Source organism: Exiguobacterium sp. RIT452 (assembly GCF_003598705.1).
GTDB lineage: Bacteria > Bacillota > Bacilli > Exiguobacteriales > Exiguobacteriaceae > Exiguobacterium_A > Exiguobacterium_A undae.
The window spans coordinates 49652-65161 of record NZ_QXJB01000004.1 but is presented as its reverse complement, the minus strand read 5'-3'; the positions used below and the strand labels follow the sequence as shown (position 1 = coordinate 65161).

13 protein-coding genes are annotated in these 15510 nt (G+C 51.2%); 5 read left to right on the top strand and 8 right to left on the bottom strand.

Annotation, left to right across the window (positions count from 1 at the left end):
* The first annotated feature begins 57 nt into the window (after positions 1-57).
* From D3D03_RS10705 to D3D03_RS10695, 3 genes are all read left to right on the top strand, one after another.
* Positions 58-3594 (top strand): CDP-glycerol glycerophosphotransferase family protein, encoded by a 3537-nt coding sequence (locus D3D03_RS10705; RefSeq protein ID WP_119923562.1) that lies wholly within the window; start codon positions 58-60, stop codon positions 3592-3594.
* Positions 3595-3862: 268 nt separating this feature from the next.
* Positions 3863-4552: a zinc ribbon domain-containing protein gene (locus D3D03_RS10700; protein ID WP_119923561.1), complete on the top strand. Its 690-nt coding sequence runs from the start codon at positions 3863-3865 to the stop codon at positions 4550-4552.
* On the top strand, positions 4549-5178 hold the full coding sequence (locus tag D3D03_RS10695) for a hypothetical protein (RefSeq protein WP_119923560.1): 630 nt from the start codon (positions 4549-4551) through the stop codon (positions 5176-5178). Before D3D03_RS10700 ends, D3D03_RS10695 begins: the two co-directional genes overlap by 4 nt.
* 88 nt (positions 5179-5266) lie before the next feature.
* Here the strand turns inward: D3D03_RS10695 and D3D03_RS10690 are convergent, their stop codons facing one another.
* A complete protein-coding gene (locus D3D03_RS10690; protein WP_119923559.1) occupies positions 5267-6175 on the bottom strand; it encodes a Gfo/Idh/MocA family protein in 909 nt (302 codons plus the stop codon).
* 159 nt (positions 6176-6334) lie between these two features.
* Between D3D03_RS10690 and D3D03_RS10685 the strand changes: the two genes are divergently transcribed.
* Entirely contained in the window at positions 6335-7588 is a 1254-nt protein-coding gene (locus D3D03_RS10685; protein ID WP_119923558.1) for a serine hydrolase, read from the top strand.
* Positions 7589-7741: 153 nt separating this feature from the next.
* Positions 7742-8353: an AmiS/UreI family transporter gene (locus D3D03_RS10680; protein WP_119923557.1), complete on the top strand. Its 612-nt coding sequence runs from the start codon at positions 7742-7744 to the stop codon at positions 8351-8353.
* Positions 8354-8485: 132 nt separating this feature from the next.
* Here the strand turns inward: D3D03_RS10680 and D3D03_RS10675 are convergent, their stop codons facing one another.
* The 7 genes from D3D03_RS10675 to D3D03_RS10645 are packed head-to-tail and all read right to left on the bottom strand — an operon-like array spanning position 8486 to position 15510.
* Positions 8486-9433: an LCP family glycopolymer transferase gene (locus D3D03_RS10675; protein ID WP_119923556.1), complete on the bottom strand. Its 948-nt coding sequence runs from the start codon at positions 9431-9433 to the stop codon at positions 8486-8488.
* 34 nt (positions 9434-9467) lie between these two features.
* Entirely contained in the window at positions 9468-10211 is a 744-nt protein-coding gene (locus D3D03_RS10670) for a hypothetical protein (protein ID WP_035387569.1), read from the bottom strand.
* Positions 10212-10234: 23 nt separating this feature from the next.
* Positions 10235-11389 carry an aminotransferase class I/II-fold pyridoxal phosphate-dependent enzyme gene (locus tag D3D03_RS10665; protein WP_119923555.1) on the bottom strand — a complete coding sequence of 385 codons (1155 nt, stop codon included), beginning with the start codon at positions 11387-11389 and terminating at the stop codon, positions 10235-10237.
* A complete protein-coding gene (locus D3D03_RS10660) occupies positions 11386-12453 on the bottom strand; it encodes a lipid II:glycine glycyltransferase FemX (protein ID WP_119923554.1) in 1068 nt (355 codons plus the stop codon). The genes D3D03_RS10665 and D3D03_RS10660 overlap by 4 nt, the downstream gene beginning before the upstream one ends.
* Complete coding sequence (locus D3D03_RS10655) at positions 12434-13054, bottom strand: sugar transferase (RefSeq protein WP_026832018.1); 621 nt, start codon at positions 13052-13054, stop codon at positions 12434-12436. Before D3D03_RS10655 ends, D3D03_RS10660 begins: the two co-directional genes overlap by 20 nt.
* A 15-nt stretch (positions 13055-13069) precedes the next feature.
* Complete coding sequence (locus D3D03_RS10650; protein WP_119923553.1) at positions 13070-14179, bottom strand: glycosyltransferase family 4 protein; 1110 nt, start codon at positions 14177-14179, stop codon at positions 13070-13072.
* Complete coding sequence (locus tag D3D03_RS10645) at positions 14167-15510, bottom strand: nucleotide sugar dehydrogenase (RefSeq protein ID WP_026832016.1); 1344 nt, start codon at positions 15508-15510, stop codon at positions 14167-14169. Before D3D03_RS10645 ends, D3D03_RS10650 begins: the two co-directional genes overlap by 13 nt.

Sequence of the window (15510 nt, the reverse complement as noted above, 5' to 3'; positions counted from 1 at the left end):
TTTTGTTTGTTTTCGCCGTCGAAAACAAACGATTTTTTTATGAGGAGGTCCTATTCTGTGAGTCTTTCAAAGACACTACTACGGATGGCACGATTCGGAAATTCGATCTTGCCAAAACCGAAAAAAACAATTTCACGTCGCGCCAAGTTTAAACAAAGCTTGCAGCTCGACTCAACATTCCAAGAACAGACCCTTACAGGTCATCTGTCCGATTCAGCGGTGACGGTCGAATCGTTACTGATTCGTGACAGCCTGATGAATCAGGTCATCGAATTGCCGAATACCGCTACGACAGGAAACCAACACTTTTCCTTTTCGTTGCCGCACGACATTCTTCCTACGCTCGTCGACCGTGTTTTAGAAAACAACCGTCTTTCTGAACAGGAACAACCCGCGCTTGCCGAGGCCGCTGAAGATGCACTCGAGACGCTCGAATCAGATAACGAAGGCGAACTGGAAGCTGTATTGCCGTCCGGACGATTTTCGCTCTGGCTCAAATTCTCAAAAGACGTCGCTGATTTCCAACCGACGACGCTCGAAAAGTGGGAAGCAAACGGCTTGCCGAGTCGCGCGACGATTACAGATGACCGGTTCACACGGGAGATCATCTTCGGCCGGTTTGCGGAAACACGGATTCCCGCTCCACTGAAGCCGTTGATTGATTCAAATTTTGAACACAAGGCTCATCTCTATACGGATCTAAAAGGCAACCTGCGAATTTTGTTAAATAAAGAGCCTAAAGTCAAACCGAAGATGCAAATCGATTTGATTGATTCTCCTACCGCCGATCAAACGGAAATCAAAGGGAAAATCTTCACCCGGCACGCGTTCATCCAAAAAGGAACGTTACAACTCGTCCACCGGGAAACGGGTGAGCAGATTCCGGTACCAATCGACTGGGTGTATGACAATGCCCGAAGTGCCGACAAATTTGGTCTCTACCGGTATACGTACCGGACCGTCATCGACTGGACCCGTTTGCACCGCGAACATCAGGTTCTGCAGGAAGGAATCTATGACGCGTTTGTCGCGCTTGAGTATTATCACCGCACGGAGCCGACATTGCTTCGTCTCGGACGGGCGCGTTACATCACGCGTCAATTGACGCCGGAAACGCGGGGTCAGGGCGAGGCGACGACGATGCATATCATCCCGTACTTCACGGTGGGGCACCGGAATCTTTCGTTTGAAATGACCGAATTCACCAATGATAATTATACGTATTTGAATCATATGATGCGTTTTGCGCCCCTCTATCGTTTGTTTGCCGAAAAGAATACCTGGCTCGTCGGGGAACGTCCTTACAAAGCACAAGACAACGGGTATCATTTCTTCAAATACATGCGTGAGACCTATCCGGACCGACCGGTTTATTACGTCATCGATCCCGATTCGAACGAATACGAGCAAGTCGAACAACTTGGTCATGCGTTACCGTTCAAGTCCAAGGAACACATCTATCATGCCTTGATGGCGAAAAAAGTCATCGGGACACATCATGCGGAATACCTGTATCCCTTAAAATCCGAACCGTTCAAACGGAAGATGAAGGCGGATCGGATTTTCATTCAACATGGTGTCCTCGGTACCAAAAACATGGATGACCAGTACGGAAAATTTGCACCGGCCTTTGATACGGATCTATTCCTCGTCAGTTCAGAACGGGAAAAACGTCTGGTGACACAAGACATGGGCTACCCGGAACGCGAAGTCCGGATTACCGGTCTGTCCCGCTTCGATGCCTTGCTTCGAAAAGATGTCGAGGTCAAACGCCAGATGTTGATCATCCCGACATGGCGTTCATGGTTACAGACTCCACTCCAGTTCTTCGAGTCGGAATATTATCAACAGTATCAAACCCTGCTTTCGAGCGAACGGCTCCATCAGTTTGCGGAAGCCCATCAGTTGGAAATCGTCTTCTGCCTGCATCCAAATATGCAGCAGTACACGAACCACTTTGAAGACTTGCCGATTACGGTCATTCATCAAGGAGAACGCGATGTACAAGGTTTGATGAAAGAAAGCCTGCTGCTTGTGACCGATTATTCGAGCGTCGCGTTCGACTTCAGTTTCTTGAATCGTCCGGTTCATTACTTCCAGTTCGACCCGATCCGGTTCATCGGACCAAAAGGTTCTTATCTCGATCTGGAACAGGAGTTGCCTGGCCGGATTTCATCAACGCTTGATGAACTGTTTGAAGATCTTGAGGCGACCGCCGCCCGTTCATTTGCGATGGCACCTGAATATCAGGCACGTGCTGCAGCCTTCTTGCAACCGGTCGAATCGTCGTACTCGGAAAAAATTCTGCAGACAATCGTCGATTATAAAAAGAAACGGAATTGGATTGAACAGATTCAGACGGCGGAAGCGGCCAACATTCTTTTCCGCCTGTATCGCCGGAGCCGGTTCTACTTCCCGTCGATGAAATTTGCCTACCGGTTGATGCAACGATTGCCGGTCGACCCGAAACTCGTTGTCTTTGAGAGCGGACTCGGTAAACAATATTCCGACAGTCCACGTTATATCTATGAGGAACTGAAACGCCGGAACCTCGACTACAAAGTCGTCTGGGTTTATCATAAACGGCTTTATCTCGGGGACCCGAATGCCAAGGTCATCAAGCGGTTGTCACCGGCCTACTTCTATTACCTGGCGACGGCGAAGTTCTGGGTCAACAACCAAAACTTCCCGCATTACTTCCGACGCCGTGAAGAAACGACGTACATTCAGACCTGGCACGGCACACCGCTGAAGAAGATGTTGTTTGACTTGGATGAGATTCATGGACGAGACGAGGGGTATGTCGAACGGGTGACGAACTCGATCAAACAGTGGAGTGTCCTCTTGTCACCAAGTTCCTATGCGTCGACCATCTTCAAGAGTGCCTTCCGGTACGAGGGACCGATTTTCGAATCGGGTTATCCCCGGAATGATCTGTTCTTCTCGAACAATCAGCCGAAAACCATCGAGACGATTCGGACGAAACTGCAACTGTCGGATGACAAAAAGGTCATCTTATACGCGCCGACCTTCCGTGATCATCAGTCGCTCGGCAACGGGAAGTTCTTCTTTGATTATCCGTTTGATTTCGACCGCGTCGCGCAAGCGCTCGGAGACGAATATGTCTTCTTGATCCGGACACACGTCCTCGTGACGAAGAAGCCGAGCATTCCGGAAGAACACCGCGAACGCTTCATCGATGTCACCAGCTATCCGGATATTCAGGAACTGTACTTGATCACGGATCTGTTGATTACGGATTATTCGTCCGTCTTCTTTGATTTCGCGAACATGAACCGTCCGATGTTCTTTTATGCGTACGATCTCGATTTATACCGGGATACGTTACGTGGATTCTATCTTGACTACTACAAGGATTTACCGGGACCGATTCTCGAAACTGAGGACGCGTTCCTGAATGCCTTATCGGATATCCCACGCCTGACAAGCGACTATCAGTCGCAACTCGACACTTTCCGCGAAGCCTATTGCGCGATGGAAGACGGGTTGGCGGCATCACGTGTCGTCGATACGTTTTTTGCAGAGGACGCACTGGATGTAACCGAACAACCGGACGGCAGTTATTCCGTTTGAGTGGTTTCACACCACTAACCTGACAACAATAAGGACTGACGTAACAGTCAATCTCTATACAGAAGACAAGGGTGGCAGATGACAAGTCTGCCACCCTTGTCTCGTTCTAAGAGAATCACTCGTTTTACGCGTCAACCCGTCTGAATTCAAGAGTTTCAGTCAATTCGTTTTTGATTTGATTTCCAATTAATGTTATTCTGAATAGGATATTCAAAAATACGATTATTCTTAACCCATATACTCTTGATTTCGTTAGGAGGGCTTGTCAATGGAACGTTGTTCACTTTGCGGAACCCCTTTAGAAACAGACGAGACAGCGTGCTCCTACTGCAAACACCCTGTCCTCAATAAAATAAAAACACCGGACTCACCGGACCCCTCTCCGTCCAGTCGGCGCTTGTTATCCTTCATCATCGTATTCGTCATCGGTCTCGGATCTGTCGGCACCTGGTACGGAATGACACAAACGGACTCCACGCATACGACGCTTCCTCCGGCTGTTCAGGCTTCGCCGATAGCAGAATGGTCCGATGAAACATCCGCCTATAACCAAACCTATTCGTCGGAAAATCCACCGGCGTCTTACGACGTTCTGAAATTTGTCCGTCAGTATACGAAAACGGTGCCGGAAACCGCCACCTATTCCAAAACAACGGATACGCTCGAGACCTTCTCGGCGATTCAATTCGCGACGCTCGAGACGTTTCATTCGGAAGTCGCCGCCTTACGGACGATTCAAGCTGCGTCTGACAGTCCGATTCCTCCCCGTCTGCACACCGTTGACTTCGAACGGTTTGTTTCGAAGGGCGCATCGTTTCAAATCAAGACGGTCGAGACGTATCAGCTGACACGGTCAGCCGGTCAACATCTCGTCACATATGATGTTCGGTACAATGTCCGGTTACATACGGATCATCTGCAAATCACACACATCGTCCGCACGGAGGTGAAGGCATGAAACGAACGGTAATCATCCTCTTGTGTGTCCTGTTGGCCGGCTGTACAGAAGTACGACCATCCGGTGTCCAGTCCGAACTCGAACTCGGACAGTACACGCAAGCCGTCGATCAATCGGCACGTCAAGATACGATGCACGACCCTGCCAAGTTGATGGTGCAACTCGAAACGGCATTAGCGAGCTATCATTTTAAGGAAGTCGTCAAGATTGCCCGAAAAATCGATCAACTTGCCTTGGCGCAAGACAATCCGATCCGTCTCCGGGCAAACTCCCTTCAATTGAGTGCGGAAACGATGCTCGATCAACTGAAACAAGTCGAAGGCACCTATCAAATCGAACGAAGTACACTTGATACGGGTCTGAAAGAACGATCGTTTCCTGCGACCGGAAAAATTGAAGTCTCCTTCGCGAAACGCGATGGACTGGTGGCAACGATTGACTACCAGGACTTTGGAATGGTCGAGGCACCCCGCAATGATACGGAGTCGATTCGGTTTGAACCGGATTTGTCGGCCCGCCTTCCGTTATCAGAAGGACTGGTCAGTTACCTCTTCAACCAATCCGGTTTTACACTGACGTTCGAAGGTCCCGGCGGAAAATTGGTCTATCAATTGAAAAAAAATTAATAGAGCCGGATACAAAAAAACGAACGGTTTCCCTCATCTGATCGAGAGAAACCGTTCGTTTTTTGATGTTGTCCCGGAGGACCTATGCTTACAATTCGTCCAACCGTTTGACGACTTCCGCACAGAGTTCGTGCGTCGCCAGACTGTCTTCCCCTGTCACCGATGCCGACGGATGGCCATGGACGGTCTCGATGAACGCATCGACCATCTCGACGAAGCCGCGTCGGCGTAATGTCGGTTCCCAGTTATCGAGCGGCAACCGGAGCGTTCCACCCTTTGTCAGCTGTTCGACCGATGTGACGTCGGTTGCGACACGTTTTTCGTTTGGTCCCATCACTTCGACCCGTTCTTCCGTCACCCCGTTGTTCCGGTTCATGATGCCGATAGCCGTGATGCCGTTTGCTTCAAATTGAATCGTGACATGATGCAACAATCCATCTACTTTTTTACCGCGGACTTGCAGGTTCTCAATCTCACCGCGTCCTGTCAAGAAACGAAGCGTATCCGCGACGTGGACAAAATCGTCGAAGATAAACGTCTTCGCATCTTCAATGAACGATGTCCGATTTTTTTGCATGACAATCAAATTCGGCTCTTCGACTTCCAGTAAGCTTCGGTGCGCCGATGCGAACCGGCGGTTGAAGCCGGTAATGAAATGTAATCCTTTGGCTGTTGCCTGTTCCGTTAGTGACCGGACTTCCTCGACTTCGAGCGAGACCGGCTTATCGATGTAGACATGGATGCCGGCATTCAGCAACTGTTTGGCTTGCTCAGCATGGACCTTTGTCGCGGAATGAATCAGCGCGACTTGAATCCCGTTTGTGATTACGTCCTCGATTGAATCAAGCGTTCCGGCGAATCGATAAGCTGTCCGCAATCGCTCGGCTTTTTCCCGGTCCGTCGACACGAGATACACTTCTAAATCCGTTCGTTCAGCATAAACAGGCAAATACGCTTTTTGAGCGATATCCCCTAAACCAATCACTGCAATTTTCATCTGACTTCCTCCTTGAACACGTCTTTTGCTCTCATTCCCTATGTTACCGGGTTTTATGCTTCTCGTGTAGCCGAAGTATTTTTTTTGAAAAAGAAGATAATTTCCTTTTTTTGTTTTATGATAAGAACATATTTTGCAAAAGGAGGGAATGAGATTTTTATGAAGTCATTATTCAGGATTTGTTTGACACTCGTCCTACTCATCACATTATGTCTTCCGGCCTTACCTGCTCAAGCAGCCAGCTATCAGGTCATCGTCACCTCGACGATTGGTGCGAACATTCGGACGAAGCCCAGTACAAGTTCATCGGCAACGATTACCCGTCGTGCCCCGTACAAAGCTAAGTTTACTGCCGTTTCCTATTCAAACGGCTGGTACAAAATCAAGGACGGGAATGCTTACCGTTACCTGTCGAACCAAGTAGCGGCGAAACTAGGGACCAGCTCGGTCAAGACTTATAAAATCATCGTCTACTCGACAGCCGGTGCCAATGTCAGAACGTCTCCAAGTACGGCCTCATCTAAAAATATCAAACGGCATGCTACATACAAGTCAAAATTCAATGCCGTTTCCTATTCGAATGGTTGGTACAAAGTCAAAGGGAAAGTCAATTATTATTACGTCTCGAATCAAGTCGCCAGAAAGCTGACGACGAGCTCACCTGCTCCATCGAGCGGCAGTTATCCGGTTGCTTCGATGCGTTATTTCAAGCTTGGATCATCCGGCTACGAACTGACGAAAGAAAGTTTTGCCCGCCGTTATCCGGCGAGTACGACGAAGTTATTGACGGCACTCGTCGCTTATGACGCCGCTGCCAAAAAAGGAACACTCGATCAGACATTCACACTGACCTATTCGATGTTGTCCGTTCCTGCCGGCAGCAGCTCCGCTGGTTTCCGTTCGGGTGACAAAGTCACGATGCGCCAACTCTTGAACGGGATGCTCATCCGGTCCGGCAATGACGCGGCGAAAGCCATCGCGGTCCGCACAGGCGGTTCGGAATCGAACTTCGTTTCCATGATGAACAGCCGAGCGAAAGCGATCGGCATGTCCGCCAGTCATTTCATGAATCCGCATGGTTTTTATCACGCAAGCCACTATACGACGGCAGCTGATATGCAGAAGCTTGCCAATACGTATGCCAAGTACAGTTACTTGATGACGGTCAGCGGACGTAAATCGTACCAGACCGCCGTTAAAGGACCGTATGCACGGACATTGACGTGGTACCATACGAACACGTCACTTCCGGGAGACACGCGTGTCTACGCCAGCAAAACGGGGTATACACCGGAATCTGCTTATACACGTGTCTTCTTCATCAAAAAAGGCTCGACGCGTTACGGTCTTGTCACGTTAAAAGGAACGCTCCCACAAACGGAGACGACGTTACGCTCCGTCCTCAATCGGTAAGAACAGGCTCTCGGATTCGCTTTCTCCTGAAAGTGACATCCAGAGTCTTTTTTCTGTTGATTTCCCGCTCGAAAATTTACTTGCATTGGAAGCGAATTCATCATATGGTTAAGTTAACAATCAGACGTCTGACGTCTTAACGGAGGAATTCATGTGGGAAATGTAAGTTTGTTATTCGGGGGCGTTGCGCTCTTTTTAAATAGCCTGTCGTTGTTCGGGAAAGTTGATTTAAAAAGTGCCGGTCTGTTCAGTTTATTGACCGGTTTATTGCAGACCTTCATCGCGACGTGGCTCGTCATCGGCGCAGCCGGTGATCCGGCGTTGACGTTTGGTTATGCCAGCATCTACTTGTTTGCGTTTACGTATCTGTACGTCGGCATCACGTTTTTATTTGGACTCGACGGCAGTGGTGTCGGTTGGTTTTCATTATTCGTTGCCATCGCCGCTCTCTTCTATGCTGGTGTCAGCTTCAGTACAGGTGACTGGATTGGCGGCGCCACGTGGATTTTCTGGTTCGTTCTCTGGGGTCTGTTCTTCCTCGGGATGGGCTTAAACCTCAGCGTTGATCCCTTGACGGCACGGGTCGCCATCGTACTCAGTTGGCTGACGTTGATCGTTCCGGCGCTCGTCGGTCTCCGGTTCGGTACGACGGGTGCGAATTATCAACTCGTCTGGAGTGCAGCGGCCATCATGACGGTCTTGTATTTTGTCTATTCCGCGGTTAAATTCGTTCCCTTACGAACGCTCATCCGCTCGAAAAATTAAACACAAGCTGACGCGAACGTCGGTTTTATACAACGGAGGGAGGTGGATATCAAAATCCACCTCCCTCTTTTCATTTTAACAAATCATGTTCTGCACAAGACACCTTGCGCTGGCAGAGACGAACACTGGTAGTCACTGAAGCTCGTTCTGTAACGTTGTCTGAACTTGTTTCAGCGAGGCTGCCGTCGGATGCCAGTAGTAAATCTTATCTGATTCAATTCCTCCGCTTCCTTCAAGCGACAGCGTTTCGACATTTTGTAGACTGGCGCGGTAATCCGTCGCCAGTTTCCGCACGACCGGGAACGGGATATCGGTCTTGACGTTTTTCCCGACCGCCGTCAAGACGTCATTAAATCGCGTCAAGGAAAAATCAGCCGTCAATTTATCCGCAACTGCCTGAACGACTTGCCGTTGCCGGATCTGCCGTCCGAAGTCTCCCCGCGGATCGTCATACCGCATCCGGGCATACGCAAGTGCTTCTTTACCGTTCAGCGACAACTCGCCTTTCGGGAACTTCATCTCGTAATACGAGAAGTTGATATCGTTTGCGACCGTCACCCCGTCAACCGCATCGACCAGATCGGTAAAGCCGTCCAGATTGATTTCCGCAAAGTAGTCAATTTGCAGATCAAGCAGATGTTCGACCGTCTCACGCGCCATTTCCGGTCCACCGAACGCATAGGCATGGTTGATCTTATCATTCGAGCCGTTGCCGATGATTTCTGTCTTCAAGTCCCGCGGAATACTGAGCATCTTGCTCGAACCGGTTTCCGGATTGACCGTCACGACGATGATCGTATCACTCCGACCTGCTTCGTTGCCGCGTTGATCCACACCAAGCAGTAACAACGATATGGTTTCCGATTCTTTTTGTTTCCCGGCTTTTTTCTTCTGGTCTGCTTTTTTGGAGTCTGCTTTTTTTCCTTGTTCCGTTTGAGCTGTTTCCGTTGGTTGGACACTCGCTTCCACCGGTTCATCGACCAGCTGACTGTTTTGATGATAGACGTACCCACCTGATCCGAAGAAAACGAGTAATCCGATACCTAATGCCGTTAAGATCAGCCATCTCCATTCTTTCATCACGATTTCCCTCTCTCCTTCGAATCAAGTCGATTTACGATTGACGTTGGTTCAAGACGATCATCACGGCATTGCTCCAACTGCCGAATAAGGCTGTGATGACACCGATGCTTGGTGTATTCCGTCCCTCACTGAACTTTTGATAATGCGCAATCGTCAAGCCGTCACGTTCATCTGCTGCTTCTGCGAGAATACGTAACACTTCTTCTTCCGTCCAGCGTTTGCGGGGTTGTTCGATGCCGATGATTTCCAAGGCGTTGCTCCACGAACCGTACCGCCTCGCAATCGTCGCGACCGTCGGCCGGTTTTTCCCGGCTGCCCACTTCGTATACGTTTGACTCGTCAAAACGGGTAAGGTTTCCTGTGCTTCGAGCAGGGATTCAATGATACGTCGCTCCATCTCCTGCACCCGCTCCTTTAAGATTTCCGCTTCTGATAAGGCCTGCTGCCACGAGTTGAATTGATGGACGATATCGGTCAAGCTCGGCGCCTGATGTTGCTGAGCCCATTCACGGTACGTCGCACTCGTGAAGGGTTCCAGTTCCTCCTTCGCAGCGCGTAACGCTTCGATGATATCCGATTTGGTAAAAGCGACGCGAACGGTGCCGATACCGGCCCGTTCCAAAGCGATTTGCCAAGAACCGAATAAAATCAGGATTTCTGCGACACTTGGGTACTGGGTATTCAGTTGCCAACGAAAATAGGTATTGGCCGTCAGTTCATTTTTCCCGTTCGCAGCGAGACGGAGTGCTTCGATCGCTTCCTCCAAATCGCTCATCACGATGTCTCCCTCCCACACATTCATAGCTGCACATTTCGTCGAACGTCTGCAACGAGTCCTTGCCGAACCGAACGGATGACCAGTGCCTGCTCCGTAAACGTCATTTGTGAAGCAGACGGAAGGCAGATCCCTTCTTCAAACAGTCGACGGCTGACATCCTGCTCTTCACCTGTGATATACGGGACATCCCGGTAGACCGGTTGCAAGTGCATCGGTTTCCAGACCGGACGCGATTCAATGTTTTTCTGTTGCAACTGTTGAATCAGCAGATCCCGTTGTTCCGTGCCACCGGGAACCGTCATGGCCGTCAGCCACCGGTTGGCGCGACTGCCGCTGATTTCCTGTTGATAATGACGCGCATCAATCGTCTCGAATGCCCGGACATACCGTTGAAAAATCGTTCGGCGCGCCTCGACCCGGTCTTCGATCACTTCGAGCTGTCCTCGCCCGATACCGGCACAGACGTTACTCATCCGGTAGTTGAAGCCGACTTCCGTATGTTCATAATGCAGGACGGGTTGCCGGGCTTGGGTTGCGAGATAAAAGGCCCGTTCGATCAGACCAACATCATTCGAGACCAACATCCCGCCTCCTGATGTTGTGATGATTTTGTTGCCGTTAAACGAGTAGACGCCGAACGTACCGAACGTGCCCGTCATCCGTCCGTTGACCGTTGAACCAAGCGATTCCGCTGCATCTTCGATCAACGGAACATCATATTCTTCACAGATTGCCGCCAATTCTTCGATTTTAGCGACGACGCCGTACAGATGAACGACGATGACGGCTTTCGGTAACCGGCCGCGCGTCGCTGCCTGAATCATCGCCCGGCGCAGCGCGGTTGGTGACATGTTCCATGTATCGGATTCAGAATCAATCAAGACCGGTCGCGCACCGACGTACCGGATCGGGTTCGTCGAAGCAATGAAAGTCAACGACTGACAAAACACGTCATCCCCTGCCGTGACACCGAGTGTCGAAAGTGCCAAGTGAATCGCTGCCGTCCCGCTGCTCGTCGCAAGTGTCGCTTGTGTTCCACTGTAGACCCGCATACCGGCTTCAAAAGCTTCGACGTTCGGACCGAGCGGTGCGACCCAGTTCGTTTCGAGTGCTTCCGTGACGTATTTTATTTCGTGACCACTGAGGTGCGGGATGGATAACGGGATGTTTTTCATGATGATTCCTCCCCTCTTCGTGACAACTGACGAACCGGCGTCCGGTATAGTGGAAACCAATTCTGCGATGCAAGCACATGCTTTTTTACATGCTGTTCGGATAATTGATCGTAAATCAACGGGTTCAAAATGGAAGTCCCGAGCGCGTACTCGGTCTGTTGAGGACTGAAGGAACGTTTGTAGGCCAGTAAACTGTCGGCCTCGTCCCGCGTCGTTCCGCCTCCTAAATGAAGGGCGGTTTTCCCAAGCGCCTTGGCCCGGCGGATCATTTCGGCGAACAGCAGATGATTCGGACGGACGGCCAGTTGTTCGGGATCCGATGCGCCGAGATGATAATGGGCGAACTGTTGACCATAGAGGACGATGCAACCGGCGATGATGATGCCGTTTCGTTCGGCGACGAGCAACTCAGCTGGTAATCGTCCGTCTTGCAACTGTCGAAAGTACTGATCGCTGAAGTAATAGCGGGCATCCGCTTGATGTTTGTCCATCGTCAATCGGTACAGACGGATGAAGCTTGCATATTCTTCCGGCCGGGCAACCCGGACCGTCACCGCTTCCCGTCGCGCTTTTTTGATGTTCCGCCGCGTCATCGAGGAAAAACGTCCTTCAATTATGTCAATCGGATCGGTCAACGGCACCGTGACAGTTCGTTGGATCACTTGAGCACGATCACACCAGTCTTGACCGAGTTCACGATTCTGAAGGACCGGATGAAACCGGACCGTTTCCGTGATGATCCGTTCTGCATGACAGTACGCGAGAAAATGACGCCGCACCTCTTGCACCTGATCCGTCGACCACAAGCCGATGAAGACCGGTCCCCCGTATCCGTATGGGGTCGTGATGTCTTGAAAGGGGGTTCCGGCTATCGGTCGTTTCAAGTACGGATAGATCAAGATGCCGAACTCGGAAGGACAGATATACATTTCGGGTACGGCTGACGGCTCTTCCGCCAGTTCGAAGTATGCATACTCGTAATAACAATCCAGTCCGTAATGCGTCACGAGCGCATTCCATTCGCGCGAATCGTGAATCAATCGTTCAGCGCTTAACGACATCATGAGGGACACCCCCGTCCAACCCTTTGAATTCACCCATCCCGGTCTGATGATCGGTTGAGTTCCCTTCGGATAAAACGACGATCTTGACGGTCTTGAAGAGGATATACAGATCGAGTCGGAACGTGTGGTTTGCAGCGTACCACTGATCCTGTTCGAGCCGCTCCTGCCAGGTCGTCGCATTCCGTCCGTGAATCTGCGCCCAACCGGTCAAGCCGGGCAAGACGTCATGCCGTGTCATCTGTTCTTTCGTATAGTGGTTCAAGTAACTGACGAGCAACGGGCGGGGACCGACGAAACTCATCTGTCCGCGGAGGATGTTAAAAAATTGCGGGAATTCGTCCAGACTCAAGCGTCGGATCCATTCGACGGATTTCGGAATCCGCTCGGCGTCCGGCAAGAGGTTGCCTTCCGCATCGGTCTCGTTCGACATCGTCCGGAATTTATAAATCTTAAACAGTTCTCCTTTGTAGCCGGGACGGACCTGATTAAAGAAAATCGGGCGTCCGAGCTTCGTATAGATGAATAAGGCGACGAGGAGATAGACGGGCAACAGGACGAGAATAGCGAGTAGACTGACTGTGAAATCAAATGTCCGTTTCATGATGACGCCTCCTTTTCATAAGGTCGAAAAGAGATCGAGTTGCCGCTTGATGACATCTGCTTCGTTAAAGTGTTTCATGGCCCGTTCAAATCCGGCCCGACCCATCTCAGACGCGACGGCCGGCTGTTCGACGAGATCGAGCATCCGCCGGGCCAACTGCTGTTCATCCTGCACTTCGACCAGGTAACCGGTTTTGCCGTCGATGACTTCTTCGCGGCAGCCGCGGATATTTGTTGCGATGACGGGTTTCGCCGTCGCCATTGCTTCGATGATCGAGCGCGGCACCCCTTCGCGATGTGATGGCAGGACAAACGCATCGACTTGGTGCAACAGCGTCGGCACATCTTCGACGAAACCGAGATAATCGATGTTCGGGATTTCCCGGATCCGTTTCATGAACGTGTGTTTCGTCGTCTGATCCCGTTCACTCGCCATCATTTCACCGGCGATGACGAGCCGGACGTCTGGTTGAACCGCGACGACGTCTTCAAAGGCGTTCAACAATTCGAGAATGCCTTTTTCTTCGACGATCCGACCGATGAATAAAAACGTAAACCCGGCATCCGTCTGACGCGGACGGGGATAAAAGCGGGTCAAATCGATCCCGTTTCCGAGGTGCATCAGCCGGGTCGTGTTTTTGAACCGTTTCCGGTTCGCCAGTTCATAGTCTTCGGCGCTTTGAAGCAACAGGTAGTCCGTCGCGAACCGGGCGAGCCACTTCTCGACCGAGTAGGTCAGCTGATAGGTGACGCGTCCCATCTTTTCGTGAAAGTAAAAGCCGTGGGCGGTATAGACGATATGTTTCGTCCCGGCCCGCTTCGCAGCGACCCGGCCAAGGGCTGCTGCGACCGGCGTATGCACATGCACGGCATCGTATTGTCCGTCTTTTAGAATCTGGACGATCGAGCGAATCGTCTTCCAGTTGCTCGTCCAGTCGATTTTCCGTTCAATCGGAATGTCATGCATCGTGAAGCCTTGAGCGGCGAGCTTTTTCGCCGCCCCGGTATCTGCACAGGCAATTCCGACATCGTGTCCGGCTCCCTTCAAGGCGAGCAATAAAGGCTGAAGCATCGTTTCCGCCGTCGTATCGAGGGCACAGACTTGAAGGATTTTCAGAGTCGCCATAAATGCACCCCTTCCGGTTTTTCCGACGGTGTCAGCATGCCTTTGATGTCAATGACGATTCCCCGTCCGACTTTGAGCAAGTGTTGCGCAAGCAGCCAGTTACCTTCGACGTATTCTTCGTGGGAGACCGCGAAGATGACGACGTCTGCCGGTTTTAACTCCGCGAGATCGACTAAATCAATCCCGTATTCGCGTTTCGCATCTTCTTTTGCGACGAGACGATCCGCGACCTGGACTTCAATCCCGAACTCTTCGATTTCCTTGACGAGGTTCGCGACTTTCGAGTTTCGGATGTCACTGACGTTTTCCTTGAACGATAGGCCAAGGACAGTGACCCGGGCACCAAGGACCGGCATGTTTTGTTTGATCAGATTCTTGACGAGCGATGTTGCGATGAATCGTCCCATCGTGTCATTGATCCGCCGTCCGGCTAAGATGACTTCCGGATGATAACCGAGTGATTCGGCTTTCATCGTCAAGTAGAACGGGTCGACGCCGATACAATGTCCGCCGACGAGTCCCGGACGAAACGGCAGGAAGTTCCACTTCGTACCGGCGGCTTCGAGGACCTCGAGCGTGTCGATGTCCATCCGGTCAAAGATGATCGCCAGTTCGTTCATCAAGGCGATGTTCAAGTCCCGTTGTGTATTCTCGATGATTTTTGCGGCTTCTGCGACCTTGATCGACGATGCCCGGTGGACTCCGGCATCAACGACCGCTTCGTAGACTTCCGCGACGATATCGAGCGTTTCTTGATTTTGGGCCGAGACGATTTTTTTGATCGTCTTGAATGTGTGTTCATGATCGCCCGGATTGATCCGTTCCGGTGAGTAGCCGACGAAGAAGTCGACCCCTGCCTCCAGACCGGAAGCTTCTTCGAGGACCGGGATACAATCCTCTTCTGTCGCGCCCGGATAGACCGTCGACTCATAGACGACGATATCCCCTTTGTTCAGTTGGCGCCCGACGAGTTGCGAAGCCCGGAGGAGTGGTGTCAAATCCGGCTGATTCTGCGCATTGATCGGCGTCGGGACGGCGATGATGATGAAGTCGCTCGCGTGAAGGGCCGCTGCGTCCGTCACATAGGCGACGTCTGCATTTTTGAGAACGAATGGACTGAGTTCAAGCGTCGCATCGATACCTTCTTTCAGTTCGGCGACCCGTTGCTCCTTGATGTCAAAACCGACGACTTCCGTTTTTTCGCCAAAGGCGACGGCGACGGGAAGACCGACGTATCCGAGACCGACGACGGCAATCGAACGGTTGGCGATGGGGAGTGATCGAGTTTCGGCTGCTGTCGTATCTACGATGTGTTTGACTGCCTTATTCAT